The 16,362-nt window shown below is 40.7% G+C and carries 13 protein-coding genes; 9 read left to right on the plus strand and 4 right to left on the minus strand.

Annotation, left to right across the window (positions count from 1 at the left end; genetic code table 11):
* Positions 1-13: 13 nt before the first annotated feature.
* From HWQ43_RS06120 to HWQ43_RS06155, 8 genes are all read left to right on the plus strand, one after another.
* On the plus strand, positions 14-997 hold the full coding sequence (locus HWQ43_RS06120) for a glycosyltransferase (RefSeq protein WP_292731282.1): 984 nt from the start codon (positions 14-16) through the stop codon (positions 995-997).
* Positions 994-2,385 carry a glycosyltransferase family 4 protein gene (locus HWQ43_RS06125; RefSeq protein ID WP_292731284.1) on the plus strand — a complete coding sequence of 464 codons (1,392 nt, stop codon included), beginning with the start codon at positions 994-996 and terminating at the stop codon, positions 2,383-2,385. The genes HWQ43_RS06120 and HWQ43_RS06125 overlap by 4 nt, the downstream gene beginning before the upstream one ends.
* A gap of 43 nt (positions 2,386-2,428) precedes the next feature.
* Positions 2,429-3,706, plus strand: a complete 1,278-nt coding sequence (locus tag HWQ43_RS06130) for a lipopolysaccharide biosynthesis protein (RefSeq protein WP_292731286.1) — start codon at positions 2,429-2,431, stop codon at positions 3,704-3,706.
* Between the two features lie 101 nt (positions 3,707-3,807).
* Positions 3,808-4,734, plus strand: coding sequence for an NAD(P)-dependent oxidoreductase (locus tag HWQ43_RS06135; protein WP_292731288.1), 927 nt, complete (start codon positions 3,808-3,810; stop codon positions 4,732-4,734).
* Positions 4,735-4,894: 160 nt separating this feature from the next.
* Positions 4,895-6,157: a glycosyltransferase gene (locus tag HWQ43_RS06140; RefSeq protein WP_292731290.1), complete on the plus strand. Its 1,263-nt coding sequence runs from the start codon at positions 4,895-4,897 to the stop codon at positions 6,155-6,157.
* Between the two features lie 124 nt (positions 6,158-6,281).
* Positions 6,282-7,688 (plus strand): glycosyltransferase family 4 protein, encoded by a 1,407-nt coding sequence (locus HWQ43_RS06145; RefSeq protein WP_292731292.1) that lies wholly within the window; start codon positions 6,282-6,284, stop codon positions 7,686-7,688.
* A gap of 113 nt (positions 7,689-7,801) precedes the next feature.
* Positions 7,802-8,764, plus strand: a complete 963-nt coding sequence (locus HWQ43_RS06150) for a glycosyltransferase (protein ID WP_292731351.1) — start codon at positions 7,802-7,804, stop codon at positions 8,762-8,764.
* 496 nt (positions 8,765-9,260) lie between these two features.
* Positions 9,261-10,076: a hypothetical protein gene (locus tag HWQ43_RS06155; RefSeq protein WP_292731294.1), complete on the plus strand. Its 816-nt coding sequence runs from the start codon at positions 9,261-9,263 to the stop codon at positions 10,074-10,076.
* A 211-nt stretch (positions 10,077-10,287) separates the two neighbouring features.
* Here the strand turns inward: HWQ43_RS06155 and HWQ43_RS06160 are convergent, their stop codons facing one another.
* Positions 10,288-10,863 (minus strand): cupin domain-containing protein, encoded by a 576-nt coding sequence (locus HWQ43_RS06160; protein WP_292731296.1) that lies wholly within the window; start codon positions 10,861-10,863, stop codon positions 10,288-10,290.
* A 285-nt stretch (positions 10,864-11,148) separates the two neighbouring features.
* On the opposite strand from HWQ43_RS06160, the gene HWQ43_RS06165 reads away from it, so the two are divergent.
* A complete protein-coding gene (locus tag HWQ43_RS06165) occupies positions 11,149-12,594 on the plus strand; it encodes a deoxyribodipyrimidine photo-lyase, 8-HDF type (RefSeq protein ID WP_292731298.1) in 1,446 nt (481 codons plus the stop codon).
* A 164-nt stretch (positions 12,595-12,758) separates the two neighbouring features.
* Here the strand turns inward: HWQ43_RS06165 and HWQ43_RS06170 are convergent, their stop codons facing one another.
* The 3 genes from HWQ43_RS06170 to HWQ43_RS06180 form a co-directional block, all read right to left on the minus strand.
* Positions 12,759-13,736: a hypothetical protein gene (locus HWQ43_RS06170; RefSeq protein ID WP_292731300.1), complete on the minus strand. Its 978-nt coding sequence runs from the start codon at positions 13,734-13,736 to the stop codon at positions 12,759-12,761.
* 83 nt (positions 13,737-13,819) lie between these two features.
* The gene (locus HWQ43_RS06175) at positions 13,820-15,040 is read right to left on the minus strand and encodes an MFS transporter (protein WP_292731302.1); all 1,221 of its coding nucleotides are present in this window, start codon (positions 15,038-15,040) and stop codon (positions 13,820-13,822) included.
* A gap of 395 nt (positions 15,041-15,435) precedes the next feature.
* Complete coding sequence (locus HWQ43_RS06180; protein WP_292731303.1) at positions 15,436-16,230, minus strand: hypothetical protein; 795 nt, start codon at positions 16,228-16,230, stop codon at positions 15,436-15,438.
* Positions 16,231-16,362 lie beyond the last annotated feature (132 nt).

The raw sequence follows: 16,362 nt of genomic DNA on the forward strand, positions 1-16,362 counted from the left end.
TGATAGTCAGAATATGCCCAAAATTTCTGTGATTATTCCCGCTTACAATGCCGAAATAACTATAGCAGAAACAATCCAATCTGTTCAGCAACAAACTTTCACAGATTTTGAATTAATTGTAATTAATGACGGCTCAAAAGATAGGACTGTAGAATTAGTTAATAGTATCAAAGATGAGCGCTTGCAGATTTTTTCTTATGAAAATGGTGGGCTGCCAGTAGCTCGTAATCGCGGTATCTCTCATGCCACAGGCGAATTTATTGCCTTTCTTGATGCTGATGATCTGTGGACAGCCGATAAGCTGGAACTACAACTGATGGCCTTGGAACAGAGTCCAAAAGCAGGAGTTGCTTATAGCTGGACTTGTTTTATGGATGTGGATGAACAAGGAAAACCTTTATTCTTTCTGCCATCACCTAAATATTCTTTTGCAGGTAATGTTTATGAAAAGTTGTTAGTTAGCGATTTTATTCATAATGGCTCAAATACTCTGATACGTAGGCAAGCGCTGGAATCGACTGGAGGTTTTGATCCTGCTTGCCCTGGTTGTGCAGACTGGGACTACTGGCTGCGGCTATCAACTCGTTGGTATTTTGTTGTGATACCTAAGCACCAAATACTTTATCGTCGAACACCTGGAGCCATGTCATCTAACATTGAAAAGATGAAGGAAGATGCCCTCATCGCAATGAAAAAGGCATATCAAGCAGCTCCTCCAGAACTTCAATACCTCAAAAAGTATACAATAGTGAGTTTCCATATATATTTTGCTGGTCTGTATTTGCAACATCGTAGTCATAGCAGTGGCGTTAGCCAAGCTCTGCAACACATATGGTCAGCAATTCGCCTCAACCCTAAAGTTTTACTAGATAAAACAACTCAAAAATTAGTCATCAAGCTCCTTTTGAAACTAATTCTCCCAACTAAAGTTGCTAATTACTTCTTGCAGTTGATGAAAAAGCCTCTGACTCTAAGCGATCCGAGGTTAGAAGCATGAACAAGTACTCTGGTTTACAGCTGACTGTGCAACACGATAGGGAATCATTTTCTTTGAGTCAATCCTCTGAGCCAACGATCGCCTTACTGCACTGTTATGATTTAATCGATGATTTTTTAGATAGTATCAACATTTCTTTCGAGACTTTCTGTAAGGAGTTTGTCGGTAGCTGGATGTTTGGCTACATCAATGCTCTCAAACAAGTTGGTGTCCGGACGGTACTATTTTGCATTTCTGCTCGTGTCGAGCAACCATCGCGTTTTACTCATGTGCCGACTGGTGCTTCGATTTGCGTGCTGCCTCCTTCTGGAATTTATCATACCTATCGTGCTGTACGACGTAATTCACTGAATGTTTATGGAGCTAGAGAGGCACAATCTTTTAAAGACATTCAGGATAACAGTACAATCCGCCGTTCCCTGCTTACACCCGTTAAGGATTTGGCCAAGAGTCTGGGAACCTATCTCTCTACACCTCTAGGTTTGTTAGCTCGTGAACTGCGGCGTGAGAACTGTCAGGCAATTTTATGTCAAGAGTATGAGTATGCCCGCTTCGACAGTTGCGTGCTACTGGGAAAAATGATGCGTCTACCAGTATTTGCGACTTTCCAGGGAGGCGATCGCACCCAAAGCTTTCTGGAAGCTCTTCCTCGACAGTTGGCGTTTCGTGCTTGCACAGGTGCGATCGTGGCAACGCAAACTGAGATTGGGCGAATTCAATCTCGTTATGAGATAAAGTCTAGTAAAATAGCCCATATTTTCAATCCTGTAGACATAGTAGCTTGGCAAGCGAGCGATCGCACTGAGGCACGAGCCGTACTTGGTATTCCCCTCGATGCCAAAGTGATTGCGTGGCATGGACGAGTTGAGATAAAGCGTAAAGGATTAGATATTTTATTGAATGCTTGGCAGCAAATCTGTGGTGAACGTCCCGATCAAGACTTGCGTCTGCTACTAGTGGGAACGGGCAGCGATGCCGAGCAATTTCGCCAGCGCATTGCCACCATGCAGTTAAAGGGCGTGTCATGGCTCAACGAATTTGTGAGCGATCGCAATGTTATTCAGCAATACCTATCAGCAGCTAACGTTTATACTTTACCTTCCAGACAAGAAGGCTTTCCCGTAGCACCGATTGAAGCAATGGCCTGTGGACTGCCTGTCGTAGCTGCTGATGCTCCTGGTGTATCCGACATTCTTGACGGGGGCGAAGTTTCCGGTGGAATAGTTGTGCCACGGGAAGATTCGACAGCACTGGCGCTAGCCCTTGGTCGGATTTTGGATGATGAAGCTTGGGGGCGTGAGTTGGGCAAGCGTGCTAGATGTCGAGTAGAGAGTTGCTTTTCGCCTGAGACTGTTGGTAAGCAACTGCGTGATGTTCTGCTGACTTAGAGCTTGCAGAACAAAGATGTAATTGTAATTTAGCCGTATTCTGATGCTAATAAATAAGCTCAAACAGATATCATCCGATCACTTTATTCGCAATGTTGGCTGGCTGGCAGGAGCAGAGTTAGTAAATCGTATCTTCCGCTTAGGAACAACAGTTACTCTAGCTCGTATATTCAGCCCCCAAGACTACGGGCTGATGGCAATCATTTATACCATTTTTGACTTTGCAACCGTTCTCACTCTCAGAGGTGGAATTGGAGCAAAGATTGTTCAAGCTGATGAACAAGATGTCAAGACTCTATGCGATACATCCTATTGGTTGAACTGGATACTTTGTGGGTCAATTTTTATTATTCAGTGTTTTGCTGCCTTTCCAATTGCTCAATTTTACGGAAATAATCAGTTAATTCTTCCTATCTGTACCCAGGCTTTAGTCTACTTAATGTTTCCTATTTTTATGGTTCATTTGGCAATGATTGAACGAGAAAATCGGCTAAAAACAATAGCATTATGCAATGCTACACAGTCAATACTCAGCAATATCATTATTGTAATTCTAGTAATTTTAGGTTTGAGGGTATGGGCAATAGTTTGGTCTATGGTTCTGACAACTCCAGTCTGGATTTTCATCAGCTGGATAAATCATTCTTGGCGACCTCCAAAATCATTGAAGTTAGAGCGATGGCAGGAGATTCTCAATTTTGGCAAAAATCTACTCGGTGCTGAGTTTTTGGGTAAACTAAGGGGAAACTTAGATTACTTAATTATCGGCAGATTTCTGGGTGTCGATGCATTAGGAATATACTATTTTGCCTTCAATGCTGGATTAGGAATAACTATGAATGTTATCAATACATTTATGGTGGCTTTATTTCCCCATATTTGTGCTTTTCGTGCAGATTACATCCAGTTAAAAAAAAGCTATTTTAGCAGTCTGAAAAAAGTTTCATTAGTTGTAATACCTTTGATTCTTTTACAATCTCTTTTGGCTCCAGTTTATGTTCCAATCATATTTGGTCAAAAGTGGATAACAGCAGTCCCAATTTTAATCATGGTCTGTCTTTCGGTTTTACCTCGAACCTATAACTGGGCTTCTTCTATATTACTAAATGCTGTAAATAAAACTCATATTACGCTTTATCTAGACTTAATCTTTACCACAATATTTGCAGTTTCCATACTCATAGCAGTTAATTGGGGAATATTTTGGGTAGCCGCAGCAGTTTTGATTTCTCATTTACTAATATTACCTGCTTTTACGATCTGGACTCACCGATATGTATTTAATAAATACGGAACTTCTGCTACTTTTATGGAGAATTAATAGTTAAATACCAATTTAATAGACTGCGTAATCGGAAATTACGAGAGCCATATCCAAGTCTTTTTATTAACTTTCTCTTGTCTAATTCATGCAACAAAGCTATGGCGAACAATATTTTGGTTACTGGCACAGCGGGTTTTATCGGTCGCTATGTTGTGCGGCATTTTTCAGAATTAGGTTGGTCGGTGATTGGTATTGATAGTTCTCAGTCTGAGAACGCACCCCTGGCGAGTTTGGCAGCTTACTATACAGTAAAATTGCCCGATCCACTGTTGAGTGAGATTATGCAAAAGCACCGCCCTGATGTGTGTATTCACTGTGCGGGTCGTGCTGCACCAAGCTTATCCATGTCGGAACCAACGCCTGATTTCTATGCTAATACTGTTGTCACTTATGAAGTTTTGAATGCTCTCCGTTTAGCCGTGCCGGGTTGTCGGTTCATTTACCTTTCCAGTGCAGCAGTTTATGGGAATCCGGGGTTACTTCCAATCAGCGAAACTCAAATTCCAGCGCCGCTTTCTCCCTATGGCTTTCACAAGTTACAAGGTGAGATGCTATGCAAGGAATTTTCACAGATATATGGGTTGCCAACTGCTAGTGTGAGAATATTTTCAGCCTATGGCCCAGGGCTGCGTCGTCAGGTGTTATGGGATATTTGCCAGAAAATAATAAGTGCAAGAACATTGGTTCTTCAGGGTACAGGATATGAAAGCCGTGACTTTGTTCATGCTCTAGACATTGCTAAGGCCTTTAGAGTGATTGCTTGTGATGCGCCGATGCAAGGTGAGGTTTATAACCTAGCTAGCGGGCAAGAGGTAACAATTAGAGAACTTGTCACCTTAATTTCAAACTCTCTAGAGTCTAATTGCATACCTCAGTTTGATGGCGTAGTTCCCTCTGGAACACCATTGAATTGGAAGGCAGATATCTCAAAGCTAGAAGAATTGGGATTTACCACTTCTGTTGCATTGGAACGTGGTGTTAAAACGTTTGCAAATTGGTGTCTTGCAGAGTTAGTTGGTGTATGAAAGAGATTACTTATTTCCCCATAACTACAAATCCATAGATATAGCAGTTGACAGGCCAGTTAGGACATTGAGGATTCATGTAAGTCTTAATAGTTAAGCATTCTCTCTCTGAATTCTGACTTTGGCTATAGATTATTTCTGAACTAGGAACCTAGATTTTATGAACCAGGCAAGAAAGAAAATACTATTTCATCTACCAGTACCACTTACGCCTTTACATTATGGCTCTCAGCGCAGGGTGTTAGGTATACTGAAATATTTCAATAATCGAAAAGATTCTATTACTGTAGATGTTGTTGCAGCCAATCAGTTTAGAGACACATGGGTTAATCCAAGATGGAGCGCAGAACAAACACAAGAAGCTTTAAAATTTGTAGATAATGTATTCGTATACGAAGGCAGATACAATTTGTACGATCAGTTATCGAGTCGCAGCAAGTCTTTGTACTATAACAAATTACTACGTGAAGAAATACCTGTTGATTCAGATTACTATGCTCCTCCAGGCTATGTAAAATTTGTTAATAATCTAGTTACTCAGAACGCATATGATTTTATATGGATCAATACCTTAAATTTTGCTCATTTGGCAGCAGATATTAAATCACCTTCAACTACTCATACGATAATTGATACTCATGATATTTGCTGTAGACTACGTGCGATGATGAAAGACCATAATCCTTTTGATGGTTTGAAATTTGATTATGAATCGAATTTTCTGAAAGAAGTAATTTTACTGAACAAATTTAATACTATTATCTCTGACTCTAATTATGAATTCTCTGTTCTTGCGACACACTTGCCATCCCACAAACTGCAATCAATTCCCCATCCAGTTGATAGCCTGATATATAATTCAGAGCAGGTTTCATATCAAGATAGAACTTTCAAATATGACTTATTATTTGTTGGTCATTATAATCCACCTAATGAAGATGGAATTAAATTCTTTCTAGATTCTATTTTTCCACATGTTGTACACGCTAAACCAAACACTCAGCTAGCAATAGCAGGTAATATTTGTGAGCATATTCAAGTTGATGCACACTACAATAAAAATATTAAACTATTAGGATATGTTCCAGATCTTTCGGAACTTCATTTGCAGTCTAAGTTATTCATTTGCCCTTTGCTAACTGGAGCTGGAACAAAAGTCAAGCTTATAGAAGCAATGTCTTACTCATTACCTATTGTAACTACCCAGGTGTGTGCTTCTGCTCTATTTTTGCAGGATGGTATTAATGCTTTAATTAATGACAATCCAGTCCAATTTGCAAATCATATTCTAAGTTTACTAACAGATTTTCACTTCGCTACTAAACTTTCGCAGGAAGTAAAAACTACCTTTGAGCAGGAATACTCAAGGCCAGCGATTTATTTAAAGCTTGATAAAATGTTTGGCATTAAGAATTTTTTATAGTTTAAAAGCAAGACCTCATTTAATGATTTTAAGCACGGAAAGATTCTGAACAGAATGGAATTCGCTGAACTCATTTTTTCAGATTAACGCCTATCTCTCAAATTTAAATTCTACTCTTGAGTCTATGCCTAAAATACTCAAAAATAATGAAATAGTTAGTCAGGAATTGTCACTTACGGACGCTAAACCGCAGCCAACAATTGCCTTACTTCCCTGTTGTGACCTATTCGAGGACTTTTTCGACACGATCGGAATGTCGCTTGAGACATATTGCAATGAGTTGACTGGCGGCTGGCAGTTTAACTACATCGAGTCTCTTCAACTAGTTGGTGTGCGAACAGTTATCTTCTTCTTCTCAGCCCGTGTTTCTGAAACAACGCGCTTCTTGCACGTACCAACTGGCGCTACGATTTGTGTATTGCCTCCTTCGACGATTTATAGAGCCTACCGTACTGTTCGACGACAAGCAGGCAACATCTGGAAGAGGTGGAAAGGCAAGTCAAGTGAGGTCAACGCTGCTGGAAGTATTCAGGTTAATAGCGCTCCGAGTACCCGCCCTTCCCTGCTTCAAGTCCTAAAGGATGGAGTTATGAGCTTAGGCTCTTACCTATCTACACCATTAGGGTTACTCATTCGTGAATTACGGCATCAGGGCTGTGATACTATTTTATGTCAGGATTATGAATACGCCCGTTTCGACGTTTGCGTGCTTTTGGGAAAATTCATGCACTTGCCAGTGTTTGCCACCTTCCAGGGAGGTGACAAGCTACCCAGTCTATTTGAGTACCCTTTTCGTTGGTTGTCGTTGCGAGCTAGTTCAGGCTTAATTATTGCTTCGCAAATTGAAAGGCAGCGGGTACTAGCCTTTTATGGAGTTCCACCGACTAAACTAGTACCTATTTTCAACCCGATGGACGTGACGACATGGCGTGCTAGGGATCGTGACAAAGCACGAGCAGAACTAGGTATCCCAAGCGATGCTCAGCTAGTGGCGTATCATGGGCGCATCCAAATATGGCAGAAGGGACTGGATATCCTCCTAGAGGCTTGGGATCAGATATGCCGCGAACGTCCTGGTAAAGACTTGCGATTGCTACTGGTGGGGACGGGTAGCGATGCGGATGAATTGCATCGGCGCATTGCCGCCATGCAGCTCAAGGGTGTGGTATGGATAGATGAATATGTACGCGATCGCAGCGCTATTCAGCGATACCTTTCATCTGCCGATGTTTATACTTTGCCGTCCCGAAAAGAAGGCTTTCCAGTAGCACCCATCGAGGCAATGGCTTGTAATCTGCCTGTAGTGGCAGCAGATGTTGCAGGTATATCTGACATTCTCCAAAACGGTGAGGCATCAGGTGGGCTAATCGTACCTCGTGAGAACGCAAAAGCCCTGGCATTAGCGCTTGGGTGTGTTTTAGACGATGAAGCTTGGGGGCGCGAGTTGGGCAAACGTGCTCGGCTTCGAGCAGAAGAGTGCTTTTCATTTGAGGTTATTGGCAAGCAACTCCGTGACACGCTCTTAAACTAGAAGACGCTGAACCGGGAATATTCTGGATGGGTATAGTGGTTCTTAATTTCTCATCAGGTAGTTAGTGATAACCAATTTTACAGTTTGTGTGCAATTTATTGAAAAGCCAATTTATGCCAACCATATCTGTTATTATTCCTGCATATAATGCTGAACATACAATTTTTGAAACTATCAAATCCGTTCAAGAACAAACATTTGCGGATTTTGAAATAATTATCATAAATGATGGCTCGACAGACAATACTCTTGCCCTAGTTCAGAGTGTTCAAGATCAGCGTCTCAAAGTTTTTTCTTATGAAAATGGTGGACTTTCAGTCGCTCGTAATCGCGGTTTTTCTCATGCTATTGGGAAATTTATTGCATTTCTTGATGCTGATGATTTGTGGACTCCAGATAAGTTAGAGCTACAGCTAGCAGCCCTGAAACACCATCCAGATGCAGGAGTTGCTTATAGCTGGACTTATTTTATGGATGAGCAAGGAAAATCTTCAATTCCTGGTGTTTCCATATTCTTTGAGGGTGATGTCCAGCCTAATTTATTAGTTAATAACTTTCTGGCTAGCGGTTCCAACCCATTAATTCGCCGACAAGCAATTGAAACTGTGGGAGGCTTTGATCCTGTCTGTGCAGGTTGTGCCGACTGGGATTATTGGCTGCGGTTATCGGTTTCTTGGAATTTTGTTGTAGTCCCAAAACATCAAATTTTTTATCGTCAATCTTCAAATTCAATGTCATTTACCAAAGTCAAACATATGGAGGACGATGGTCTTCTGGTCATTAAAAAAACATTTCAAACACTTCCAGCAGAGCTTAAACATCTAAAAAAGCAAAGTTTAGCCTGGATCTATCAATATGTTACACAACAATATTTAAAGCAAAATAGTAATAGTATCGATACGGTCAATCAGGCTAGTCAAAAGCTATGGACAGCAATCCGCCTGTATCCGCAAATTATATTACAAGATTACGCTCAAAGTCTTATTAGGTGGTTGATCAAGAAGTGGATAATAACACTGCTACAACAGGTACGACTTGCAAAGAGTAAAATGCTACTGTTGAGTAGCAAGGAGTAGTGATATGCGTGTCAAAAAAATAGCCTTCTTGCTCTGCCTTATTTCTTGAAAGCAGTAGCACTTGCGGTGAACCCACTGCCAATTTAGTAGAAGCAAGTTTAGAAGCTAAATTTGCAACAGAAGCTTCAGTATATTCTCAGCGAGACGCTATACGTAGCTTGCTTAAGCAAAGGGGTACAAGGAATTCGCTCATTTAAAATTGAAGACCCCACAGATAAATCTGGGGGCTTGAATCTTGAATAATGTTGGTTTGCATTTTTGATTCTCCATAAATAAATTAAGTCGTGGCTCAATCCTTTTTTTTTGGTCGGATTTTTCTCTTGCCAATGTAAAATAGCGATTGAGGAAAGCGCTGAGTACGAAGCCTTTCAGTAGTACAAGAGTATTACATAATTATGCAGATATCTGATTTGCGTAATTACTATTCTAAATTGCCATTTAAAAAATGCCGTGTTATCAAAGTGACTGCAAGCTTACGAAACTTAGGGATTTAACCTTGAAAAAAACAGTATTTGTGCTTATGTTTGGTTTTTACAACTCTAAAGTCTTACTTTTTTTACTATGTATATTTACTGTAATAATTACTAGCGGTTTTCCCTACAAAGTAGATTCACTGCCGCCCAAACCAATTAACTCTATTGAAACCATCGTTTATGATATGCAACCACCTCATGAGGGCATACCCCGTGGGATTCCTTTGCACTGGAGTTGGGCTACCGAGCCACGTTTAGGTAATACTGATCCAGGTACTTTTACAGCCATGACAGCATGGGGACAATTATATGAAGCGTCTGAAGGTAATCCTGCAACTAACACCCGTGTGCAAATAAAAAATATTAAGGCTTACTATCTCAGTAAGAAAGATAAAAAGTGGCATATTCTCCAAAGTTCTGTGAGAGTTGAAGGTTCTGCCTATAGGGAAAATTTCGTAGGGGACATCAATAAACCAGCCAATATTAGATATGAGCCTGACGGAAGTATCTCTGTCAAAGCAGGTAATGGTTACAACTTCCACTTTTGGCCACCTGGTCGGGCATCTATTAATCCCATTGATGTAATGGGGATGTTTACCACAGTTGAAGCTCGACTTGTGGTAGATGATTTTAACAAACCTGACGATCGCTTTAAGGCTCGCTACGTTCTTAGTGAAGGGGGAGATTACTGGTTCAATTTAAATGCACGGTGGAAGAACTGGGCTACTAATAAAGACTTTGGTATTGGTAAATTTAAGTACGTTACAACCAAATGGCAAGCTTTCAATGTGATTACTCTGCCAAAAGACCAAATTCGTCGCAACCCACCACCAATCTGAATTTTCACGGGATATTTTTCTCTAATCCCAAAAGACATTTTCTACGTTGACTCAACTTGGGTTTAGCAAAAAATATCATTGAAACAGCTTGGCATTTTATTCCACATCGGGATACTGTTCTAAAAGATAGTAGCAAACGTTATCAATGGACATTGAGTTTAAGGCTATATAAAGTAATAACAATCACAGATGGCTACAAGCTCAATGAGCTTTAACGCGGCTTTTGGATCGAATCACTCACTTGAGTACCTGTATAATTTGGAATCCAACCTTCTGCGTTGGCGCAGCCCGCCGCAGGCATCGCAAAATAGCGTACTCCTTTGAAATTTAACGATGCAGTTGGGCTGCACCAATGCTCAACGCCGGCGGGGATATAAAGATAGTCTTGTGCCTGAACTAAAAGCTGTACTTGGCTGCCATCATGTCTCACGAAGCCATAAATCATTTCTCCTGACAACACATAGAGGGGTTCAGCCGCAGGATGAGTATGGTAACGGCCGTAGGTTGCGATCAGGTGGTGAAGATTGAAAGAACCTGGATGCACATTTAGTAAATCACACCAGAGAGCGCCATTTTCTTGCTGAAGAAATTCAAAGACGCTGTTATGGAGTTCTACACAATAACGTTTCTCGGACTCAGTTAAAACGTCCTGGTCTAGCAGATTAGGGAAGAGTAGCGATGTTCCTGGGTCGTAGTGTTTGAGTTGAATGCCAAGAGGCGCAAGTTCACGAGCTATTTCGCCTAAATCGCTCTCAATCGTACCGTCGTCAAGTAGTAGGTTAGCCATGACAAAAAGACTAATTAACTGTTAAGAAAAGTATACTCAATTTTGAGATGAAAAGCCACTATTCCCGATTGATAAACCGGGGTTTAGTTGACTATTGACATTCTGCGATCGCAATTTTCATTTGAATGCGTAAGGGTAACAGCTGTGCGCCCTTACACCACGCAATAGCAAACCGCTATAGTTAACTCCTCAATACCCATTAAAAGAATAAATTTATCGCCAGAATGATGCTTATTGGCACCACTAGCATCTAAGCTAGTACGGGTGAACTATATCCAGCATGGAATGTCTGACTTAATTCTGTTTTGGCATCGGCGCGATTTACGCATTTCTGATAATACGGGACTGGCTGCGGCAAAACAGCGGAGTCCGAAGGTGGTGGGCGTGTTTTGCCTAGATCCGAATATTCTGGAACGGGATGATGTTGCTCCTGTGAAAGTAACTTATATGATTGGCTGTTTGCAGAAACTCCAAGAGCGATATGCTCAAGTTGGTAGCCAGTTGTTAATACTCCACGCCGATCCTGTACAAGCAATACCAGCTTTAGCAGAGGCAATAAATGCCAAAGCTGTTTTTTGGAATTGGGATGTAGAGCCTTATTCACAAGAACGCGATCGCACTGTTATAAATGCCCTCAAAGAAAAAGGTATTGAGTTTCTTAACCAAAACTGGGATCAAATCCTCAACTCCCCAGAGGAGTTACGCACTGGTAGTAACAGTCCTTACACGGTTTACACCCCCTTCTGGAAAAATTGGATTACTAAACCGAAGGCTCAACCAGTAGAAACACTGCAAAATGTTGAGGGATTAACGGAAGCCGAACAGGAAATTGCCAAACTTGCAGGAGCCTTGGCACTACCTTCAGCAAAAGATTTAGGATTTATTTGGGATGAACAATTAATTATTTCACCAGGAGAAGCGGCGGCACAAGAACGATTAGAAGAATTTACTAATAAAGCCATTACTGAATACCAAGAACAGCGCAATTTCCCCGCAGTGGACGGAACATCACAACTGAGTGCAGCTTTAAAATTTGGCGTAATTGGCATTCGCACCGTTTGGCAAGCCACCATAGAAGCACTGGAAAATAGCCGCAGTGAGGAAACAGCAGTTAATATCCGCACATGGCAACAGGAATTAGCTTGGCGGGAGTTTTATCAACACGCAATGTATAACTTCCCAGAATTAGCTGATGGTGCTTTTCGCGACACCTTTAAGAACTTTCCTTGGGAAACTAACGAAGAACACTTCCAAGCTTGGTGTGAGGGGAGAACAGGCTACCCCATTGTGGATGCAGCAATGCGCCAAATGAATGAAAGCGGCTGGATGCATAACCGCTGCCGGATGATTGTTGCCAGTTTCCTCACTAAAGACTTGCTAATTAATCCCCAATTGGGAGAAAAATACTTTATGCAGAAGTTGATTGATGGTGATTTATCTGCTAATAATGGCGGTTGGCAATGGAGTGCTTCTAGCGGTATGGACCCCAAACCTGTGCGAATTTTCAACCCAGCCAGCCAAACACAAAAATTCGATCCAGATGGGGAATATATTCGGCAATGGGTGTCAGAATTGCGGTCTGTAGATACAGAATATTTAGTTACTGGTAAAATTCCACCTTTAGAGCGTCATGCTGTTGGCTATCCCGATCCAATTGTGGATCATAAAATACAACAACAGCAGTTTAAACAGCGTTATCAACAGCAAAAAATCCTTAGTAGTGGCCAGTAAAATTGCTAATTTTTTAATGTTTATTTATACTATGTTTGGCTAATCAAGCTTCCTTCAAAAATGTTTGTAGTCAGGACTTAAATCCTGATTTTGTTTGTATAGTGCTTCGGACAAAGGACTAAAGTCTTTACTACAAACGTATAGGCATTTTGACAAACATCATATTACGTCTTTACAGGTAAATGAGAAATTGTCCATAAGATGAGCAGGAAGATTAAGTAAATTGTGCCAACTAATCCAAACTCAATCAGAGGAATATAGGTTACTTCGTAAATTCTGCCCAAGCCGCGTTCAGTCAATCCATAAACGGCAAGTACACTCACTAAAAAGGCTCCGTAGATAGTGCGTTTAGTCAAGATACCCACAGGTAAACCGTGGAGTTGAGTAAGCACCAGAATGCCAAGAAAACCAAAGAGAAATGTGGGCCACTTGCTTTGTCCTAGCATCAATGAAACAATAACACTATGTAAAAAAACTGAAATTTCTAAAGTGAATGTCCACCAACGGTTTATATGGGTGCGGTTAAAAATCAACGAAGATTGGAGCAGAAGCAAGAACATATAAAGAAAACCGATTAAGTGCCCCAAAGTTGCTTCCATTGGATGGTACCAAAAGGTGTAGATAGCGGCGAAAGAGAAAAAATAGCCGTGGTACAGTTTGATAATTTGCAAAAACTGTTGATGAAATGGAACAGAATTGCCAAAAAACAAACCGCGTCGAGGTGTTTCTAAAATCAGTACAAACACTAGGAGAAGTACAACTGCACCTTGAGAAGCCCAAATTGAAGTATCTTGAGCTAGAGCATCATACCAAATATATGTTTGCAGAAAGTGTAAAGCAATGAATACACCATTAATGGCAAGCATGAGGTAATTTATCGGATGCAACGCTGATTTGTATTTAAACTGTGATCGCTGCGCCCACAAGATACACGCCCAGATGCTAAACTGATGCCCAAGATACATACCCCAAGCCGTCGCTCGACTCCAAAATGTTGGTTGGGGAAGCTTCCAGTAGTACCAGTTTAATCCTTGGTCAGGAAGTTTGATGATGCTTGCAGGAATGCTCCCACCGATCCAAATTGCATAGGTGAGGAGGATGCTTACAAAGATGCCTAAAAATAATGCTCGGCGACCTGTCATAATAATTCGTAATTCGTAATTCGTAATTCGTAATTCGTAATTCGTAATTTTTAATTTTTAATTCTTAATTCAGACCTAGATTTTCAAGCGACACGTTCTGTTTTTGGTTCAGATGCGCTTTTAGTTACTCGCAAACTAAGAGTCAAAGCTACTACCATTACTAAAGTTCCACTCAAAAAAGGTGCAGAACTCCCAAATTTCATAAAACTAACCCCTGCCCACGTTGGCCCAGCGATGCGTGCTAATGCAGAGCAAGAACTGGCAATTCCTAATATTTGTCCTTGTTCTTCTGGGGGTGTCATCTGGGAAATCAAGCTGTTCAATATTGGTTGGCTGACACTAATTCCCCATGCCACAAGTGTGGCGGCGACTAATAATAAAATTAAGCTTTGTGAGAATCCAATTAACAGTAATCCTAAACCTAGTCCTAATATTCCTAAGATAAGTAACTTGATTTCACCCAATTGTTTTTTGAGAAATCCGATTAATCCTCCTTGAATGATTGTGCTGACAATCCCCATGAAAGCAAAAAGATAACTAGCTTGCTGAGGACCCCAATTTAATTGCTGCTTAGACCATAAAGCCAACGTAGAGTCCATAGCTGCAACAGCAAAGGTGACTAAAAAGTAAATGCCAACAAGCACACAAAACTGTGGACGCTGTGACAGCTGTAGCAAGTTTAGCCAACGCTGACGGTGGCGATAAACTTGGATTTTGGCTTTAGTCTCAGAATTTAGAGATTCTGGAAGTAATATCAAAGCACAAAGAAATGCTAATAAAGATAATCCGGCTGCAAACAACGACGGTAGATGAAAGTTAGCGTTGTTCGGATCTGACCCGATTAGAAGACCTCCAATCGCTGGGCCGAGAATGAAGCCAAGACCAAAAGCTGCTCCGATTACACCCATGCCACGAGCTCGATTACTTGGCGTGGTAATATCTGCTATGTACGCCTGAGCAGTGGCAATATTCCCTGACATAATCCCGGCAAGACTACGAGCAATAAACAAAATCCATAGGGAGTTGGCAAAACCTAAGCCTGCGTATGCAATTACCGAACCGAATAAAGTCAGTAATAAAATCGGACGGCGACCGTAGCGATCGCTAAATCTGCCCCATAATGGTGCAAATAAGAACTGCATTAAAGAATAAATAGCTACAAGTAAAGTCGCTTCATTAGGTTTTGCACCAAATTGTTCAGCATACAAAGGTAGTATCGGCAGAATAATTCCGAAGCCGAGCAAGTCTATTAATACAGTCAAAAATAAGACGAATATAGCCCTGTTATTATTTTTACTCTCCATCTGTACAATTCCATTCTATAAAAAAGATGTCTAACTTGGATTAGTTTTAAGGACATCAGGGAACGCTTCATTGTCAAGAGCTATTGATTACAAACAGTAATCAGTACAAACAAAATGTTTGAATTTCAGTATGGTTGAGCAAAATAGCATGGAACAAACCCATGATAAAAATCAAGCCAATAATACTACTAATGAAAGCAACTATAATTTCGTGCTTCCGTATGGCTTTTTGGATCTTAGCGTCTATGATGTTTTCTAATTCTTTGTATAACATTGACTTGAATTTGGTTAAAGACAAGAATTATCTGGAACTTACGTTACGTACTGACATAAGTTTGAGTATGTCCGAAATCTCTAACTTATTAAATGAAAGCTATTTCGATGCTGTGGGAGTATCAAGTATGTTTGCGTCGTTTCAAAACAGCACTTGAAACTCCAAAAGCTAATATCGCTAAGGTATAAGTTGGTTCGGGAACTGCAAGAATGCTTACCTGATTAATAGCCAAGCCATATTGTGGAGCAGAACTGCTAAAAACAAGTCGTGAGATGTTTGGAGTATCACTACGAATCCCCAAGAATACTGCCGAATTATCTAATGCTAAGGACGAAAAATTTGGAACGGAGAAAGTACCCAATAGGTTATTGGCGTTATCAAAAGCGGCGATCGAATTTTCAATTTTCAATTTACCAGTGTCTACAGCTATCTGAGTTCCAGCGCCAAAAACTGGCTGGGCAAAACTAATCGAAAAAGGCTCGCCGTTCCCCTTAGTTCCAGGATCGGGAGTACCAGGAGGAAGAGGGATAAAACCTGTTGGATCTATACCTCCGAAGAGAATAAAATCACCTAGACCAAAGTTACTCCGAATGCCAGGTGAAGGTAAAGTTTGAAAGACAAATGGTGGAGTAATTTGAGGTTTATTAGTTGGAGTTATATTTATATCCAAGCCTAAACCACGTTGCGATGTCGCTGAAAAAGAGTTAGGTAGAAAAGCAGAAAAATCAGGGGCAGAGGGATTAAAGACTTTACCTAAACTTTCCCAATTAACTTGATCATTGCCTCCTAAAGCAGCGCGCTCAGTTACTAAAAATGTAGCGGCTTTAACTGGTAATGGGAGAACCGTTATTATGGCTGTGATTGCTGAAAAATATTTTACAGATAACTTAAATAATTGATTGATCGCAATTCCCACAAGGTTTTCTCCTTAATTTTTTAAAATAGTATCATCAAAATGCAACAATTAAATATTCACAATGTAAATAATGCCTTGCTCAACTCGAAAGAGTTAAAGCAACTGCTGCGATCGCACCAACTCACCTGAGAT

This window comes from Nostoc sp. JL31 (genome assembly GCF_017114965.1).
GTDB classification, from domain to species: domain Bacteria; phylum Cyanobacteriota; class Cyanobacteriia; order Cyanobacteriales; family Nostocaceae; genus Nostoc; species Nostoc punctiforme_A.